The sequence below is a fragment of the Pannonibacter phragmitetus DSM 14782 genome (genome assembly GCF_000382365.1).
Taxonomy (GTDB): Bacteria; Pseudomonadota; Alphaproteobacteria; order Rhizobiales; family Stappiaceae; genus Pannonibacter; species Pannonibacter phragmitetus.
The window spans coordinates 993494-1008692 of sequence record NZ_KB908215.1; the positions used below are offsets into that span (position 1 = coordinate 993494).

The 15199-nt window shown below is 61.3% G+C and carries 14 protein-coding genes, 1 tRNA gene and 2 pseudogenes; 13 read left to right on the forward strand and 4 right to left on the reverse strand.

All coding sequences use genetic code 11. The annotated features are described in order from the left end of the window. Nucleotides 1-97: 97 nt before the first annotated feature. The 3 genes and pseudogenes from H163_RS22205 to H163_RS24280 all read left to right on the forward strand — a co-directional run. Nucleotides 98-1021, forward strand: a complete 924-nt coding sequence (locus H163_RS22205) for a LysR family transcriptional regulator (RefSeq protein ID WP_019963375.1) — start codon at nucleotides 98-100, stop codon at nucleotides 1019-1021. 224 nt (nucleotides 1022-1245) lie between these two features. Continuing rightward, a pseudogene (locus tag H163_RS24675) lies at nucleotides 1246-1356 on the forward strand (helix-turn-helix domain-containing protein); the annotation flags it as partial. Continuing rightward, nucleotides 1350-1445, forward strand: a pseudogene (locus H163_RS24280) (aldehyde dehydrogenase family protein); the annotation flags it as partial. The pseudogenes H163_RS24675 and H163_RS24280, both read left to right, overlap by 7 nt. A 108-nt stretch (nucleotides 1446-1553) precedes the next feature. Here the strand turns inward: H163_RS24280 and H163_RS24285 are convergent. Then, nucleotides 1554-2267: a hypothetical protein gene (locus tag H163_RS24285; RefSeq protein ID WP_147290385.1), complete on the reverse strand. Its 714-nt coding sequence runs from the start codon at nucleotides 2265-2267 to the stop codon at nucleotides 1554-1556. Nucleotides 2268-2415: 148 nt separating this feature from the next. Here H163_RS24285 and H163_RS24290 point away from each other — a divergent pair, with 148 nt between their 5' ends. After that, nucleotides 2416-2565: a hypothetical protein gene (locus H163_RS24290; RefSeq protein WP_155975124.1), complete on the forward strand. Its 150-nt coding sequence runs from the start codon at nucleotides 2416-2418 to the stop codon at nucleotides 2563-2565. Here H163_RS24290 and H163_RS0104595 read toward each other — a convergent pair. Both H163_RS0104595 and H163_RS0104600 read right to left on the reverse strand, forming a co-directional pair. Next, nucleotides 2536-2612: transfer RNA gene (locus tag H163_RS0104595), tRNA-Arg, on the reverse strand. The genes H163_RS24290 and H163_RS0104595 overlap by 30 nt on opposite strands. A 475-nt stretch (nucleotides 2613-3087) precedes the next feature. Next, on the reverse strand, nucleotides 3088-4605 hold the full coding sequence (locus tag H163_RS0104600) for a sensor histidine kinase (protein ID WP_019963377.1): 1518 nt from the start codon (nucleotides 4603-4605) through the stop codon (nucleotides 3088-3090). Nucleotides 4606-4994: 389 nt separating this feature from the next. On the opposite strand from H163_RS0104600, the gene rpmH reads away from it, so the two are divergent. The 7 genes from rpmH to H163_RS0104635 all read left to right on the forward strand — a co-directional run bounded on the left by rpmH (nucleotide 4995) and on the right by H163_RS0104635 (nucleotide 10958). Beyond that, nucleotides 4995-5129: a 50S ribosomal protein L34 gene (gene rpmH / locus H163_RS0104605; RefSeq protein WP_026355454.1), complete on the forward strand. Its 135-nt coding sequence runs from the start codon at nucleotides 4995-4997 to the stop codon at nucleotides 5127-5129. Nucleotides 5130-5194: 65 nt separating this feature from the next. After that, nucleotides 5195-5626: a ribonuclease P protein component gene (gene rnpA, locus H163_RS22210; protein WP_019963379.1), complete on the forward strand. Its 432-nt coding sequence runs from the start codon at nucleotides 5195-5197 to the stop codon at nucleotides 5624-5626. A gap of 9 nt (nucleotides 5627-5635) precedes the next feature. Next, on the forward strand, nucleotides 5636-7447 hold the full coding sequence (gene yidC / locus H163_RS0104615; protein ID WP_019963380.1) for a membrane protein insertase YidC: 1812 nt from the start codon (nucleotides 5636-5638) through the stop codon (nucleotides 7445-7447). A gap of 114 nt (nucleotides 7448-7561) precedes the next feature. After that, complete coding sequence (gene yihA, locus H163_RS0104620; protein WP_026355455.1) at nucleotides 7562-8203, forward strand: ribosome biogenesis GTP-binding protein YihA/YsxC; 642 nt, start codon at nucleotides 7562-7564, stop codon at nucleotides 8201-8203. A gap of 157 nt (nucleotides 8204-8360) precedes the next feature. Then, on the forward strand, nucleotides 8361-9248 hold the full coding sequence (gene argB / locus H163_RS0104625; RefSeq protein WP_019963382.1) for an acetylglutamate kinase: 888 nt from the start codon (nucleotides 8361-8363) through the stop codon (nucleotides 9246-9248). Next, the gene (locus H163_RS0104630; RefSeq protein ID WP_019963383.1) at nucleotides 9245-9991 is read left to right on the forward strand and encodes a pyrimidine 5'-nucleotidase; all 747 of its coding nucleotides are present in this window, start codon (nucleotides 9245-9247) and stop codon (nucleotides 9989-9991) included. The genes argB and H163_RS0104630 overlap by 4 nt, the downstream gene beginning before the upstream one ends. 91 nt (nucleotides 9992-10082) lie before the next feature. Next, the gene (locus tag H163_RS0104635; protein WP_019963384.1) at nucleotides 10083-10958 is read left to right on the forward strand and encodes a LysR substrate-binding domain-containing protein; all 876 of its coding nucleotides are present in this window, start codon (nucleotides 10083-10085) and stop codon (nucleotides 10956-10958) included. Between the two features lie 3 nt (nucleotides 10959-10961). On the opposite strand, the gene H163_RS0104640 is transcribed toward H163_RS0104635, so the two are convergent. Next, nucleotides 10962-11867 carry an EamA family transporter gene (locus tag H163_RS0104640; RefSeq protein WP_019963385.1) on the reverse strand — a complete coding sequence of 302 codons (906 nt, stop codon included), beginning with the start codon at nucleotides 11865-11867 and terminating at the stop codon, nucleotides 10962-10964. Between the two features lie 175 nt (nucleotides 11868-12042). On the opposite strand from H163_RS0104640, the gene dapD reads away from it, so the two are divergent. After that, a complete protein-coding gene (gene dapD / locus H163_RS0104645) occupies nucleotides 12043-12891 on the forward strand; it encodes a 2,3,4,5-tetrahydropyridine-2,6-dicarboxylate N-succinyltransferase (protein WP_019963386.1) in 849 nt (282 codons plus the stop codon). A 579-nt stretch (nucleotides 12892-13470) separates the two neighbouring features. Beyond that, nucleotides 13471-15150: a HAMP domain-containing methyl-accepting chemotaxis protein gene (locus tag H163_RS0104650; protein ID WP_026355456.1), complete on the forward strand. Its 1680-nt coding sequence runs from the start codon at nucleotides 13471-13473 to the stop codon at nucleotides 15148-15150. Nucleotides 15151-15199 lie beyond the last annotated feature (49 nt).

Below are 15199 nucleotides of genomic sequence, written 5' to 3' on the forward strand. Positions count from 1 at the left end.
GCATCCCCCATCATTTGTTTACTGGAGGATAGCGTCCGGTTGGGTATACTCGGAAATAAGAGCGCGATATAAAGGATATTCTCGTTTGAATATACCATTGAACTTCCGTCAAGTCGAAGTCCTGCTGGCAGTCGCGGACACCGGAAGCACCGCTGCGGCAAGCCGCGCGCTGAATACCTCGCAGCCCGCAGTTTCGCTGGCCATTTCCCGCTGCGAGGAAGTGTTCGGGCAGAAGCTTTTCATCCGTATCCCCGGACGCGGGATGGAACTGACCCCGTTCGGGCAGCACAAGCTCGCCCAGTTGCGCGAATTGGAGAAGCAGGCGCGCTGGGTCCTGAGCGGCGGTGAAGGAACGCCGGAATTCTTGCATCTCGGGGTGTTTTCCACCCTGGGGCCGCGCCACGCTCCGCAGTTGGTGCGAGACTTTCTGAAGGCCCACCCCAACACCGAAGTCCGTATCCTTGAAGGCGACCTGCAAACGCTGTTCGACTGGCTCAGCGAGGGCCGGATTGACTTGGCGCTGCTCTACGATTTCGGTATTCCGTCCGACTTCGTCATCAGGCCCCTGGCCGCGGCCGAGCCCTATGCCCTGCTGCCGCAGGGACACAGGCTCGCCGGACGGAGCAGCCTGCACGGCGAAGAGCTGGCACAGGAGCCGGTCATCCTGGTGAACCTGCCGCACAGCCGCAGCTATTTCCTGTCGCTGTTGCAGAATGCCAGCGTCCCGGTACGTGTCGCCCACGAAACCGGCTCGATTGAAATGCTGCGATCAATGGTGGCCAACGGGTTCGGTATCGGCCTGTTGGCAACTGACCTGCCTGGCGACACCTGTTACGATGGCAGTCCGGTAGTCCGTGTGCCTCTGGCTGGCCATCCACCACCGCACCGGATTGCCATTGCCCATCGCGGCGCGACGCTTCGGCGGCCAGTCATTCAGGCTTTTACAGCCTTTACCGAAGCCTATTTCAGCTCGCCAACCCGAGCACCAAGCGCCTGCGGAAGCAAATCTGCGGCGTCATGAACTGTGGACCGCAGTATCACTGCCTTCAATTATATCCATGAATTCTGCGCCGACTGGCGGCATTCAATCACTGTTGAGACCCTCGCGGACGCAGATCAGGCAGTCGAATGCCCTTTTGCTCTCCATCGCTCTTCTATGTGGGGCGTAGCCATGACAGTGCTCTATACAATTTAGCGCTTCGCCGTACGGCGCGTCTTAAAAGGTCTTCGAGCGTCTTGAATCGGATGGGACAGCCTCTTTCGATGGATTTGCGTGTTCGCTTGATCGCGGCGATTGATGAGGGGATGAGCTGCCGGGCGGCTGCGGCCCGGTTTGGCGTTGCGCCTTCTACGGCGGCATCAAGCAGTCCGGCCAGGGCCGCGAAGGCTCCCGCTACGGCCTTGAGGACTACACCGAGATGAAATACCTCTGCCTCAGCATCTGAAGATAGCGGCAGACTGAAACACAAATCCCCCGGAGCAGGCACGCTCCGGGGGATTTTTTTGGGGCACGCCCAGTTCAAAAGAAAAAACTACTTACTATTCTAATGCAACTATATCGACCCAGGTTCAATCTTGAACCCACTGACCTCAATAAAGACGTTCTCAGCAGCCATCCGTTTCTGTCTTTCCCAGTCAGCGCCTGCATCGATGGGCGAGGACCTCTGGCCTGCAATCTGCACAGTTACACCGGCCTCAGCGTTTCGCTTATGATTAATCGTACCTTCGACGCGTTCTGCTTTATATCCTTCAAGAAGAACAAAGACGTCTCGGCCTTGCCGTTGATACGCGCGTATGTAACCTCGACATTTACTACCAATCTTTGTGATTATGTCTTCAATAATAAATTCACTATTTGCAAGCCTCGTCCTCGTAACATTCTTCAGTGTATATGCTGCTGAGTAATCTGACCCAGCTGCAAGTGACACAGAGAACCCGGGGAATTTTTGCGCGCCAAGCTTGGCCATTGAGCTGCCATCGATTTTTTCTTCGCTTGCCGCGACAATTACGCCCGACTCATCAACCTCAGGCGAAGCATATTTCGTGTCAACATCGCAGAATTGATCAATTCGAGCTCCGGAAACCAGCTTTTTGGGCGATCCGATTGTCGTATAAATACCACCGATGGTCAGTTTTGTTTCAAATGGCGCGATCGCTGCGTCGGCACCAAAAAAATTGGACTTATCGACCTGATCTATCGGATGTCTATGACATGCTACGGCAAATACCGCGATAAAAATACTACCATAAATCTTGACTCTACGCATAGCATCCCCCTCGTCAACGAGTTGCACACTCCCCAATGAAATACTTTCATTACGCGCATACAGTGTAACGTAAGGTAATATACATGTTCAAGCTGTTTCAAAGAAGCGGTTTCTTTTTCTCTTGCGCGGCAACACAGCAGTTGGGCGAATGAAAGAGAACAAAATAAACTGCGAGAGCAGTGCTGGCGAAGCAGAGCAAGGCATCGCGGCCTTCAAGATAAAAATCGCCAAGCGCCTTGATATTTTTAGGTCGATTTGGAGAGAAAAATGGCGCGCCCGAAAGGATTCGAACCTCTGACCCCCAGATTCGTAGTCTGGTGCTCTATCCAGCTGAGCTACGGGCGCGCAGTGCCTGTGTGAGGCAGTGTCCGGTTGCTGGCCTTCAGGATAAACCGTTGAAGGAACCGGACAGCTGTTCGTTCACCGCGTTGCCGCGGCGGCTGCGAACGAGGCGGTATCTACCGGCCTCCCGGACGGAATGCAAGGGGCGTTTTCGAGTTTTTTTATCCGGCGCCGGAAAACCGCAGCCTCTTGCGGAAAAATAACGGGCAAGCCGCTGTGCATGGCGGTGGATAACATATCCGGCAAAGGGCCTTCGCCCTCCCGCCCTGGCAAAAGCCCTCAGATCTGATTTGGCCTGAGGTCCGGAGCAGCCCCTGCCCCGCCGCAAAGGCTCTGCCGGAAGGCGCCGGTGAAGGCATGCCCCACGGGCCTGCATCTCATGCCGAGGCTTTGGACGCTCACGCATCACGCGCTGAAAAGACTCAGGCACCAAACGAACTTGAGAAGCTCCCGGCCTGCCGGGCTCATTGGCAGCCGGTCACGCCTCCGGCACGGCGCGCTGCGGCAGTTGGATGCAGAAAGTGGTGCCGGGGCCCGTGTCTTCCAGCACAAGGCGTCCACCGTGGGCACGGACGATTTCAAGGGCGATGGCAAGGCCAAGGCCGGTGCCGCCGTTCTTTGTTCCGCTCTGGAAGGCCCGGAACAGACCTGCACGCACGGCAGGGGGAATGCCGGGCCCGGTATCCCTGACACGGATGAGGCATTCGCCTTCAATCAGCGCCGCTTCAATGGTCAGGCGGCAGACATGGGCGGCATCTGCGCCCGCTTCCATCGCCTGCACGGCATTGCGGCACAGGTTGACCAGCACCCGGAACAGCTGCTCCGGATCTGCCTCCAGCTCGAAGCCTTCGGCCACGCGGCTCTCGAATTCGATGTCCGGATGCTCGGCAAGCGCCAGCAGCTCGGCCACGTCGCTCACCACCCGCTCAAGGCGGATCAGGCGGCGGCGCGGCGGCTCTTCCCGCGCCTTGCCATAGGCCATCACGGCCTGGGTGTAGCCGACCGCACGATCCAGCGTTGCCAGGATCTTCGGCACCAGCCGCTTCACGGTTGGATCGGGCACATGCTCGATACGCTCCATGAACAGCTGTGCCGAGGCCAGAAGGTTGCGCAGGTCATGGTTGATCTTGGACACGGCAAGACCAAGATCAGCCAGCCGCTGCTTCTGGTGCAGGGCGCGGGAGAGTGCCGTCTGCATATCCGCAAGCCGCTTTTCCGCATCGCCGATCTCGTCGTCACGTCCGCCCGGCACAATGATCCGCGCCGTATCCTCGGGATCTTCGGCAAAGCGGGCCATGGACGCAGACAGGCGCTGCAGCGGGCGCACGAACATCCAGCGCAGCGCCAGATAGACGAGGCTGGCCGTGATCACCGAGATGATCAGCGTCAGCCCGAGGATGCGGCCCGAGAAGGCCAGCATGTCCTTGCGCAGCATGGCGACCGGAAGCACGATGTCCACCTTCTGCACGTCATCCCCGGCGCTGGAGCCCATCGGCAGCGGCTGGCTGACGCGCATCAGGCCGGAGCCATCGGAGAACAGCACCCCGACGCTGTCGCGGATGGCACTCCAGGGCGACTCTTCCTCCATGTCGATGACATAGCGGATCTCCTCCGGCAGGCCACTCATGGCGATCAGGCTGCGGCGGCCCTTGTGGGTGAGAGAGATGGCGACGGCCCCCGTCACCCGCATCAGCTCTTCCTGAAGGCGCGGTGCGATGGTGTTGGTTTCGGACAGGACGGCGGCGGCCACACCGGCGGTGTTGAGCTTGTCCTTCAGCCAGGTGCTGCGAAAATTGGCGACTGACGGCACATAGACGAAGACTTCCGACAGCATGACGAAAAGCACCGTCAGAAACAGCAATTTGCCGGACAGGCCGGCCGAACGGCGCCGGACAGCGGCCCCTGTGGGGACAACCGCAGGCGGGACGGCGGGCAGCCCTTCACCGGGGGGCGGAACGGCCCCTCCGGGCACCATGGGCGGCTGTTCGTGCTTCATCACTCTGCTCCAGCGCCCCTCATCCGCCCCAAGCACCTGCTTCAGCTTTATAACCCGGCGCAAGCGGTATGTCAGCTACCCCGCCATCAAGCCGTTGCAGAGTGGCGATTCCCCTTCGCGGGCCGGCAGGCGCAGGAAGCAGATGCCCGGCAGAACCTGAGCCAGCTGTGCAAATCCTGCCTCCTGCGGCCCGCAGGCAGGGCAAAGCCGTGCAATGGCGCAGGAAAAGGCGGTTCTGCGTTGACTCACCGCCAGAGCCCTCGTATAAGCGCGCTCGACTCGGACCGGCATCCGGCCTGTCTCATGGAGCAGGCTTGCCTTGTGGCGGCAGGATGCATCCAGCCTCAAGTTTCAAATAAAAGGGCCGCGCGACGGCGCGGAATAGAAAAATGAAGCGTACGTATCAACCCAGCCGCCTCGTCCGCAAGCGCCGTCATGGCTTCCGCGCACGCATGGCGACCAAGAATGGCCGTCTGGTCCTGTCCCGCCGCCGGGCAAAGGGCCGCAAGAGCCTGAGCGCCTGATAGCGCCCTGCAGCGGCGCTTCGGACCACCCTTTCGAGGCTCTGGATTTCAGAACGCCGCAGCACATGAAAACTCTTAAAAAGCGCTCCGAGTTTCTGGCCGTCGCCAAAGGTGGACGGACAGACCGGCGCGCTTTTGCGTTACAGGGCCTGAAACGCGCGGATGAAGGCCCGGCCCGCGTCGGCTACACGGTGACCAAGAAGACCGGCAATGCGGTCGAGCGGAACCGGATCAAGAGACGGCTGCGCGCGGCTGTTGCGCAACTTGAGGACGAGACCGTACCATCCGGTGCGGATTTTGTGATCATCGGACGCCGCGCCGCGCTGAATCAGCCCTTTGCAGATCTGGTCAGAGAGCTTAACTCAGGGCTCAAGCCTGCTCTGGAGCGCAAGGGCAACGGATCATGGCAGGGCCGCCGTGACAACCGCAAGCCAAAGGCAGGCGGGCAGGCACAAGGCAAGGAACCCGCACAGGGGTCAGGACAGAGACAGGGGTAACCGCAGCTCATGGCTGACAACCGCAACACATTCATCGCCATCGCGCTGTCGCTGGTGGTCCTTCTCGGGTGGCAGTATTTTGTCGCCCGGCCGCAGCTGGAGCAGGCTCAGCAGGCCGCGCAGCAGCAGGCAGAGGCACAGCAGGCCGGCACTCCGGCACCCGGCGCAACGCCCGGTGCCGCACCCGGCACGGCTGGCATCCCCGGCTCTGCAGGTGAAGCCACCGGCCCCCTCAGCCGCGAGCAGGCAATTGCAGCGGCTCCGCGCGTTTCCATCGAGACACCGCGCCTGAGCGGCTCCATCAGCCTGACCGGTGCACGGGTCGATGACCTGCGCCTGAAGGACTACCGCGAGACGGTCGACAAGGACAGCCCGCTCATCACCCTGTTCTCGCCCAAGGGCACGCAGGGCGCTTTCTATGCCGACAATGGCTGGGTGTCTGAGCCGGGCGCACAGGTGAAGCTGCCGGGTGCAGACACGGTGTGGACCGTTGCGGGCGAAAGCAATCTGACCCCCGGCACCCCGGTCACCCTGACCTGGGACAATGGTGAAGGCGCCGTGTTCAGCCGCACCTTCTCCATCGACGAGAACTACATGTTCAAGGTCACCCAGTCGGTGACCAACAACACGGGCGCTGATCTGACGCTCTATCCCTACAGCCTGATTGTCCGCAACGGCACGCCGCACACCGAAGGCTTCTACATTCTGCATGAAGGCCTGATCGGTGTGACCGGTGACGAAGGCCTGCAGGAAATCAAGTACAAGACCCTCGCCGAAGACGGCAAGACCATGCCGGCAAAAGCGAACCGGGGCTGGCTCGGCTTCACCGACAAGTATTGGGCTGCAACGGTTGCGCCGGAGCCGGGCACCAGCTTCCAGCCGAGCTTCAGCTACAACAAGGCCACCGACAATTTCCAGGCCGATTACCTGGGCGACGCGGTTTCCATTGCAGCCGGCAGCACGCAGGAGGCCAGCACCTATCTCTTTGCCGGCGCCAAGGAAACCAAGCTCCTTGCCTCCTATGAAGAGAGCATCGGCATCGACCGCTTCGACCTGCTGATCGACTGGGGCTGGTTCTACTTCCTCACCAAGCCGATGTTCTACGTCATCGACTGGCTGTTCCATCTGGTCGGCAACTTCGGCATCGCCATCCTGCTGGTGACGGTTCTGGTCAAGGCCATCTTCTTCCCGCTGGCCAACAAGTCCTATGTCTCCATGAGCAAGATGAAGCTCGTGCAGCCGCAGATGATGGACATCCGCGAGAAATACAAGGACGACAAGGCCAAGCAGCAGCAGGCGCTGATGGAGCTGTACAAGACCGAGAAGATCAACCCGCTGGCGGGCTGCCTTCCGGTTCTGATCCAGATCCCGGTGTTCTTCGCGCTCTACAAGGTGCTGTTCGTCACCATCGAAATGCGCCATGCGCCGTTCTTTGGCTGGATTCAGGACCTTTCCGCCCCGGATCCGACGACGATCTTCAACCTGTTCGGCCTGATCGACTGGACCCCGCCGCATCTGCTGATGCTGGGCATCTGGCCGATCATCATGGGCATCACCATGTTCCTGCAGATGAAGATGAACCCGGCGCCGACCGATCCGGCCCAGCAGATCGTCTTCACCTGGATGCCGGTGCTCTTCACCTTCATGCTGGCCTCCTTCCCGGCAGGTCTGGTCATCTACTGGGCCTGGAACAACAGCCTGTCGATCACCCAGCAGTACATCATCATGCGCCGCCAGGGCGTGAAGGTGGAACTGTGGGGGAACCTCAGGGAGACGTTCAAGCGCAAGAAGGGCGAACCCGAAGCGGAAAAGAAGAGCTGATCCGGCCTTCTTCAGCACCAAAGATCAAAGGGCCTGCCACACGGCAGGCCCTTCTGTTTGCCACATGCTCAACCTGCGCTCGACGGCGCGGCCGCAGCCAGCTAAAAGCACATCATGACCGACTTGCCCGAATACACCGACGAACAGCTTGAAGCCGGCCGGCTGATGTTCAACCGCCCCTGGACCTTCCAGACCAGCGTTGCCGACATGCGCCAGCTTCCGGCCTCACGCGGCACGGAAATCGCCTTTGCCGGGCGCTCGAATGTGGGCAAGTCCAGCCTCATCAACGCACTGACAGGCCGCAAGGGCCTTGCCCGCACGTCCAACACGCCGGGCCGCACGCAGATGCTGAACTTCTTCGGCGCGGAGGGCGCGAGCGTCACCGTGGTGGACATGCCGGGCTATGGCTATGCCCAGGCGCCGAAGGAGATGGTGGATGCCTGGACGCGGCTGGTGTTCTCCTACCTGCGCGGGCGGCCCAACCTGCGGCGCGTGTTCCTCCTGATCGACAGCCGCCACGGCATCAAGGAGAACGACCTTGAGGCCATGCAGCTGCTGGACAAGGCGGCCGTCGTCTATCAGGTGGTTCTCACCAAGGCGGACAAGATCAAGCCCGGCCAGCTGGCCACGCTGATGACGGCAACAGCCGAGATCCTGCGCAAGCGGCCGGCGGCCCACCCGGTGCTCATCCCCACGTCCTCCGAGAAGGGTCTGGGCATCGACCTGTTGCGTGCGGAGATCTGCGCGCTGCCCTGAGGCGCGCCGAAGCCGGGACTGGATTGAAGCTTTCGTGTCCGGTCATGCGATCCGTTGAGATACCCGGCCAAACCGGTTATAGACGCTGCAAGCCCTTGCTTCCGATCAAGGGCCTCCGCGCCTTTTCCCGCCACCGCAGCAGCGAGTGTTCCCGCACATGAGCACCCCGGACTTCAGCAACAACGCCCATATCATCGCCCAGGCCCTGCCCTACATGCAGCGCTATGACAAGCGGCGTGTCGTGGTGAAGTACGGCGGCCATGCCATGGGCGATGCGGATCTGGGCAAGGCCTTTGCCGCCGACATCACCCTGCTGCGCCAGTCCGGCGTGCATCCGGTTGTCGTCCATGGCGGCGGCCCGCAGATCGGCAACATGCTGAAGCGCCTGAACATCGTCAGCGAGTTCCGCGGCGGCCTGCGCGTTACCGACAAGGCAACCGTCGAGATCGTCGAGATGGTGCTGGCCGGTTCGATCAACAAGGAAATCGTCCAGCTGATCAATGCCGAGGGCGGCCGTGCGGTTGGCCTGTGCGGCAAGGACGGCAATCTGGTGACCGCCACCAAGCTGACACGCACGGAAAAGGACCCCGATTCCAACATCGAGAAGATCCTCGATCTTGGTTTCGTCGGCGAGCCCGCGCATGTCAATCCGGTGATGCTGGACCTGATGCTGAAGGAAGACCTGATCCCCGTGGTCGCCCCCGTGGCGCCTGGTGCGGACGGGGAGACCTACAACATCAACGCCGACACTTTCGCCGGCGCCATTGCCGGTGCGCTGCATGCCTCGCGCCTGCTGTTCCTGACCGACGTGCCGGGCGTGCTCGACAAGGAAGGCAAGCTGATCAAGAACCTCACCGTTGCCCATGCGCGCGAGCTGATCGCCGACGGCACCATTTCCGGCGGCATGATCCCGAAGGTGGAAACCTGCATCGAGGCGCTGGACCGCGGCGTCGAGGGCGTGGTCATCCTTGATGGCAAGGTGAAGCACGCCGTCCTGCTGGAACTCTTCACCGACCGGGGCGCCGGGACCCTGATCAGCAAGTGACAGACACCATCCCCACACCGGGCGAGGGCCAGGGCGCCCATCGTCATGATCTTCGGGCCTTCACCGGTGTGGAGGCCTGGGTCTTTGATCTCGACAACACACTCTACCCGGCTGAGATTGATCTGTTCTCGCAGATCGACATCCGCATCTCCGACTACATCGCGAAGCTGCTGGACATCGGCAGGGATGCCGCGCGGGCGAAGCAGAAGGAGTTCTACCGCGACTACGGCACCACGCTGCGCGGGCTGATGATGCAGCACAAGATCGATCCGGATGACTTCCTCGCCTATGTGCATGACATTGACTATTCGCCGGTAAAGCCGGACCCGGCGCTTGGGGTAGCGATCAGCCGTCTGCCGGGCCGCAAGTTCATCTTCACCAACGGCGACCGGCCCCATGCGGAGCGCACCGCTGCCGCGCTCGGCATCAGCGATCATTTCGAGGACATCTTCGATATCGTTGCCGCAGGCCTGATGCCGAAGCCGAACCTTGAGACCTACCAGACCTTCATCGCAAGGACAGGCGTATCACCCGCCAGGGCGGCCATGTTCGAGGATCTGCCGCGCAATCTGCTGGTGCCGCACAAGCTTGGCATGCGCACGGCGCTGATCGTGCCGAAGGTCACACGAGAAGTCTTCCGCGAGGAGTGGGAGATGGAAGGCCACGACGCCCCGCATATCGACTTCGTCACCGGCAATCTGGCCGGCTTCCTCGAAGGGGTTCTGGGAGCGATTGAAGCGTGAGGCACTGGACCGCGGGAGCTTCGCCGGTTTATTGATGTAATCTCAACAATCCCGGCCGCCAGCCCGGCGAACCGAAGCCCGCGAGTGAACCATGGTCTCCCTGCGCGCCCTGCATGCCTTTGCTCTTCTGGCCCGCAACGGCCGCGCCGCGCAGGCAGCGGACGACCTCGGCATTTCGCCTTCTGCCCTGTCGCATCTGCTGCGCAAGCTGGAAAGCGAGCTGGGCGCCACGCTGGTTCTGCGCGACGGACGCGGCTTGTCACTCACCGAAGAGGGAAAGCGCCTGGCCGCCGGGCTCGGCGATGCTTTTGACCGCATTGAATCGGCCGTGGACGGTTTCCGCCGCCGGGGCCGGACGGAGCTGCGCATCAGTACCGTCTCCACCTTCGCCACCCGCTGGCTGATCCCGCGCCTGCCGCAGTTTCAGACCGCACAGCCCGATGTGGAGCTGCTGCTCTCGGCCTCCACCCGCGTCGTTGATCTCGACCGGGAAAATTACGACTGTGCTATCCGGCTTGGCCGGGGCGACTGGCCGGGCATCGACGCAACGCTGCTGTGGCGCGAGCATCTGGCCGTTGCCATGGCCCCGCGCCTGATGCGCGAAGATGCTGGCCCGGACGCCGCCCTGCCCGGCCTCAAGCTGCTGCACAGTGCCTCCCGGCGTGACGACTGGTCCCGCTGGCTGGCCCATGCGGGGCTGAAGCTGCCCGATGCCAGCTCCGGCATGGTGCTGGAAAGCCGGGATCTTGCCATTCAGGCCGCCATCGCGGGCATGGGCGCCATTGTCATCGACCGGCGCTTCGTCATGCTGGAGCTGGCGGCCGGGCATCTCGTCATGCCCGACTGGCCGGTGCTGCAGCTCGACAGCGGCTACTGGTTCGTACGCTCGCCCAACCGCCCCCTCTCCCGCCCCATCTCCGGCTTCCGCGACTGGCTGATCGGTACCTCGGCGGCGGATGCCGGGTAGTGATCAGGTACCGGACAGCAGCACCAGAATGGCGGCGACGATCAGCACGCAGCCGGTGATCTCGCGGCCATTGATGCGCTCCTTGAAGAAAAACCAGGAGGCGATGAGGGTGAAGACCAGTTCCACCTGCGCCAGTGCCCGCACATAGGCAACCTGCTGAAGCGTCATGGCGGTGAACCAGCCCGCAGAGCCTGCCACACCGGCAAGCCCCACCCACACCGCCTGCCGCCAGTGGCGGACGGAGGCGGCCAGCTGGTCCGGCTCGCGCCAGACCATGTAGAGCCCCATGGCCACCGTCTGCATCAGGGTGACAACCGCAAGGCTGTAGGCGGCCTGCATGAGATAGCCGGGCCCCTCCAGCGAGAGCGAAGCCATGCGGTAGAGCGCAGCCGAGCCCCCGAAGAAGGCAGCCGAAGCCAGCCCGATCAGCGCCGGACGCCCGGCCAGAGAGGCCACGATCGCCCGGCCCGTCAGCGGCACCCGCGCCATGGAAATGAGGATCACGCCCGCAACGCCGATGCCGATGGCCGTTGCCGTCAGCCCGGTTACGTGCTCGCCAAGGATGACCACGCCAAAGATTGCCGCCTGCACCGGTTCGGTCTTGGAATAGGCCGTGCCGACCGCGAAATTGCGGAAGGAGAAGAGGTGGACGAGCAGGAAGGTCGCAATGATCTGGGCGAGGCCGCCGAGAGCCGCCGCCAGAAGGAAGCGGCCGTTCATGTCCGGAAAGGACATGCCGAAGGCCAGATGCAGCACCAGCACATAGGCAAGGGCAAAGGGAAAGCCATAAGCGAATCGCACCAGCGTCGCCCCGCTGGTGCCAAGGCGGCCTTTCAGGTGCTTCTGCAGCGCCGAGCGCAGGTTCTGGCAGAAGGCGGCAAAGAGAGTGATGGGAATCCAGAGTTCCATGAGAGGCGGCCTGCGGGCTTGAGAAGATGCGGAAGAAACCGTCCTCAATGTCGCCTGTTTGCGGCCTTTGCGCAGTTGAGCGCTTCTCAAGCCGCATGAACCATTGACTCAAGCCCCGCACCCGCCTTTTATCCGGCGAACCCTAACCGACCCCATTGCGGAGCCGATCATTTCCATGTCGACCGATCTCGTGAAACTTGCCGCCACCATTGACGCCGCCTTTGAAGACCGCGCCAATATCGACACGCACACGACGGGTGACGTGCGTCAGGCCGTGGACACTGCCCTGAACCTGATGGACCGTGGCCAGCTGCGCGTTGCAGAAAAGCAGGACGGCGGCTGGATCGTGAACCAGTGGGCCAAGAAGGCCGTGCTGCTCTCCTTCCGCCTCAACCCGATGGACGTCATCAAGGGCGGCCCCGGCGATGCGACCTGGTGGGACAAGGTGCCGTCCAAATTTGACGGCTGGCGCGGTGTGGACTTCGAGGAAGCCGGCTTCCGCGCCGTTCCGGGCGCCATCGTCCGCCGCTCGGCCTTCATCGGCAAGGGCGTGGTGCTGATGCCCTCCTTCGTCAACCTCGGCGCCCATGTGGGTGAAGGCACGATGGTGGACACCTGGGCCACCGTGGGCTCCTGCGCCCAGATCGGCAAGCATGTGCACCTGTCCGGCGGCGTCGGCATCGGCGGTGTGCTGGAGCCGCTGCAGGCAGGCCCCGTGATCATCGAGGACAACTGCTTCATCGGCGCCCGCTCGGAAGTCGTGGAAGGCGTGATCGTGCGTGAGGGCGCGGTGCTGTCTATGGGCGTCTTCATCGGCGCCTCCACCAAGATCATTGACCGCGCCACCGGCGAAGTCTTCATCGGCGAGGTTCCGGCCTATTCCGTCGTCGTGCCCGGCTCCATGCCCGGCAAGCCGCTGCCGGATGGCACCCCCGGCCCGAGCCTCTATTGCGCCGTGATCGTCAAGCGCGTCGACGCCCAGACCCGCGCCAAGACCGCCATCAACGAGCTGCTGCGCGATTGAAATCAAGTGCCTTGGAGTAACAGCTCCAAGGCTCTGCAGAGCAAGCGGTCACCGAGCCCAGGATACTCTATCCTGGGCTTTTTCTTTGCGTGGGACGGCCAGAGTTCCGGCATCAGGATCGCTCGACACAACCAAAATACACGTAAAAACTGCATTTCCTGTTGCGCTACTTCATTCAGCCCCGCGCACCTCACATTTCCTTCAAGCCCAAAAGGATTCCCGGCAGCGGATGAGCTGGCAAACCAAGTCGATCAACGGAGCTTCTGCAGAGCTGCCGTAGCGTACAAAAGCGGCATCCGCCCAAAAACAAGGCATACCCCAAACATGACCCTGTATCCTCCATCATACTTCCTCTAAAATCATACCCACAAGAATGAAAACGATACCATATGTATGAGTATCGATATTTCACATCAACATCCACATCGAGACAAAGTTTCTTTTCTGAAATTTACCATTTTATTACATAGCAACTCTAGGTTATCGGGATTAATTCGGATGATTTATATTTCATTATTCATAATTTTTTAACACGGAATCAGAGATTTACATGCCGGGCAGTGTATTGGAGTCTGTTAGATGAAGCTCTCGATCCGGAATTTATTAATCACGCTTACAATTCTTATGCTCGCCCTCACCGGCGCACTGGCAGTGGTCGCGCTTCGCGGCAGCCATCAGCTGAATGGCAACCTCCTCGAGATAAAGGACAATTGGCTGCCAAGCGTCCGGTATCTGGGAGAGATGAACACTGCAACCGCAGACTATCGTATCAGTGGTTCAAATCATGTCATCGCTCAAAGCCCGGAAGAGATGAACCGCGCGGAGCGCCGCCTGCAAGAAGAAATACAGAACATCGAAACCGCCAAGCGTAGTTACGAGCCTCTGATTGCATCTGAATCAGAGCGTAAAATCTTCATGGACTTCCAGAGCGCATGGCAACAATATGCCAAGCTGAATGATACACTTGTCTCCATTTCCCGGACCGGGGACAAAGAACAGGCTGGCGCGCTTTTTCAAGGGGAACTGCGTACGGCATATAACGCCGCCTCAGACTTGCTCAAGAAGCTGACCGAGATGAATGTTGCCGGCTCGCAGGAAGCAGGAGAGGAGAGCCAGGCCGTCTACGCCAGCGTGATGAACACCACGATCATCAGTGCCGTCATCGCCGGTCTCATCGGTCTGGTCTGCCTGTACTTCGTGGTCTTCCAGGTGACGGGCCCCATCAACCAGATCACGGAAGCAATGCGTCAGATTGCGTCCGGCGCGCTGGCAACGGCAATCCCTTACACGGACAAGAAGAACGAGCTTGGCAGCATGGCTGGCGCGCTGGAAACCTTCCGGGACAATCTGCTTGAAACCGAGCGCCTGCGCGCCGAGCAGCTGGAAACCGAGCGCCTGAACGCGGAGAAGCTGACCAGCGAACGCCACTCGATCGCCAACCGCTTTGAGGCGACCATGGGCCAGCTGGCCACGTCCTTCGTCAGGTCGTCGAACGAGGTCGCAGAAGCTGCGCGCAATCTCTCGGCCACGGCGGAAGAGACGTCCCGCCAGGCTCAGGTCGTTGCAGGTGCGGCTGAGGAAGCCTCCCTCAATGTTCAGACCGTCGCCTCCGGCGCAGAAGAGCTGTCCGCGTCGATCCGGGAGATTTCCTCCCAGGTTGCCCGCTCCGCCCAGATTGCCAATGATGCAGCCCTGGAAGCGGAGGCCAGCAGCCGCAATGTTCAGAACCTCTCGGCTGCTGCCCAGCAGATCGGCGAGGTCGTCGAACTGATCACCAGCATCGCCGAGCAGACCAACCTTCTGGCTCTCAACGCCACGATTGAAGCTGCCCGCGCAGGCGAAGCCGGCAAGGGCTTTGCGGTTGTTGCTTCCGAGGTGAAGGGGCTGGCCAGCCAGACCGCAAAGGCCACAGAGGAAATCAGCCAGAAGATCGGCGAGATCCAGTCCTCGACCAACACGACGGTGGAGTCGATTTCACGCATCGTCCGCACCATCGGACATATTCAGGAAGTGGCTCAGGCAATTTCTGCTGCCGTCGAGGAGCAGGGGGCAGCAACCAGCGAGATTGCCGCCAACACCCAGCGCGCTGCAACAGGCGCCGATGACGTGACGCAGAACATCGCGGGTGTCGGCACTGCCGCAGAAATGACCGGCGCCGCCTCAACCCAGCTGATGACGCTATCCTCGGATCTGAACGATCAGTCCGGCACGTTGCAGCGGGAAGTGGTTGAGTTCGTCAAGACCCTGCGTCAAGGCTGACCTCAAGCAAAAGCCCCTGCCGGAGGGTGCTCCGGCGGGGGATTTTTAG

Bases quoted from the DNA above. Each gene is read 5' to 3' on its own strand.
- H163_RS24285 (WP_147290385.1), bottom strand. From the start codon at position 2,267: ATGCGTAGAGTCAAGATTTATGGTAGTATTTTTATCGCGGTATTTGCC.
- H163_RS24290 (WP_155975124.1), top strand. From the start codon at position 2,416: ATGAAAGAGAACAAAATAAACTGCGAGAGCAGTGCTGGCGAAGCAGAG.
- H163_RS0104600 (WP_019963377.1), bottom strand. From the start codon at position 4,605: ATGAAGCACGAACAGCCGCCCATGGTGCCCGGAGGGGCCGTTCCGCCC.
- rpmH (WP_026355454.1), top strand. From the start codon at position 4,995: ATGAAGCGTACGTATCAACCCAGCCGCCTCGTCCGCAAGCGCCGTCAT.
- rnpA (WP_019963379.1), top strand. From the start codon at position 5,195: ATGAAAACTCTTAAAAAGCGCTCCGAGTTTCTGGCCGTCGCCAAAGGT.
- yidC (WP_019963380.1), top strand. From the start codon at position 5,636: ATGGCTGACAACCGCAACACATTCATCGCCATCGCGCTGTCGCTGGTG.
- yihA (WP_026355455.1), top strand. From the start codon at position 7,562: ATGACCGACTTGCCCGAATACACCGACGAACAGCTTGAAGCCGGCCGG.
- argB (WP_019963382.1), top strand. From the start codon at position 8,361: ATGAGCACCCCGGACTTCAGCAACAACGCCCATATCATCGCCCAGGCC.
- H163_RS0104635 (WP_019963384.1), top strand. From the start codon at position 10,083: ATGGTCTCCCTGCGCGCCCTGCATGCCTTTGCTCTTCTGGCCCGCAAC.
- H163_RS0104640 (WP_019963385.1), bottom strand. From the start codon at position 11,867: ATGGAACTCTGGATTCCCATCACTCTCTTTGCCGCCTTCTGCCAGAAC.
- dapD (WP_019963386.1), top strand. From the start codon at position 12,043: ATGTCGACCGATCTCGTGAAACTTGCCGCCACCATTGACGCCGCCTTT.
- H163_RS0104650 (WP_026355456.1), top strand. From the start codon at position 13,471: ATGAAGCTCTCGATCCGGAATTTATTAATCACGCTTACAATTCTTATG.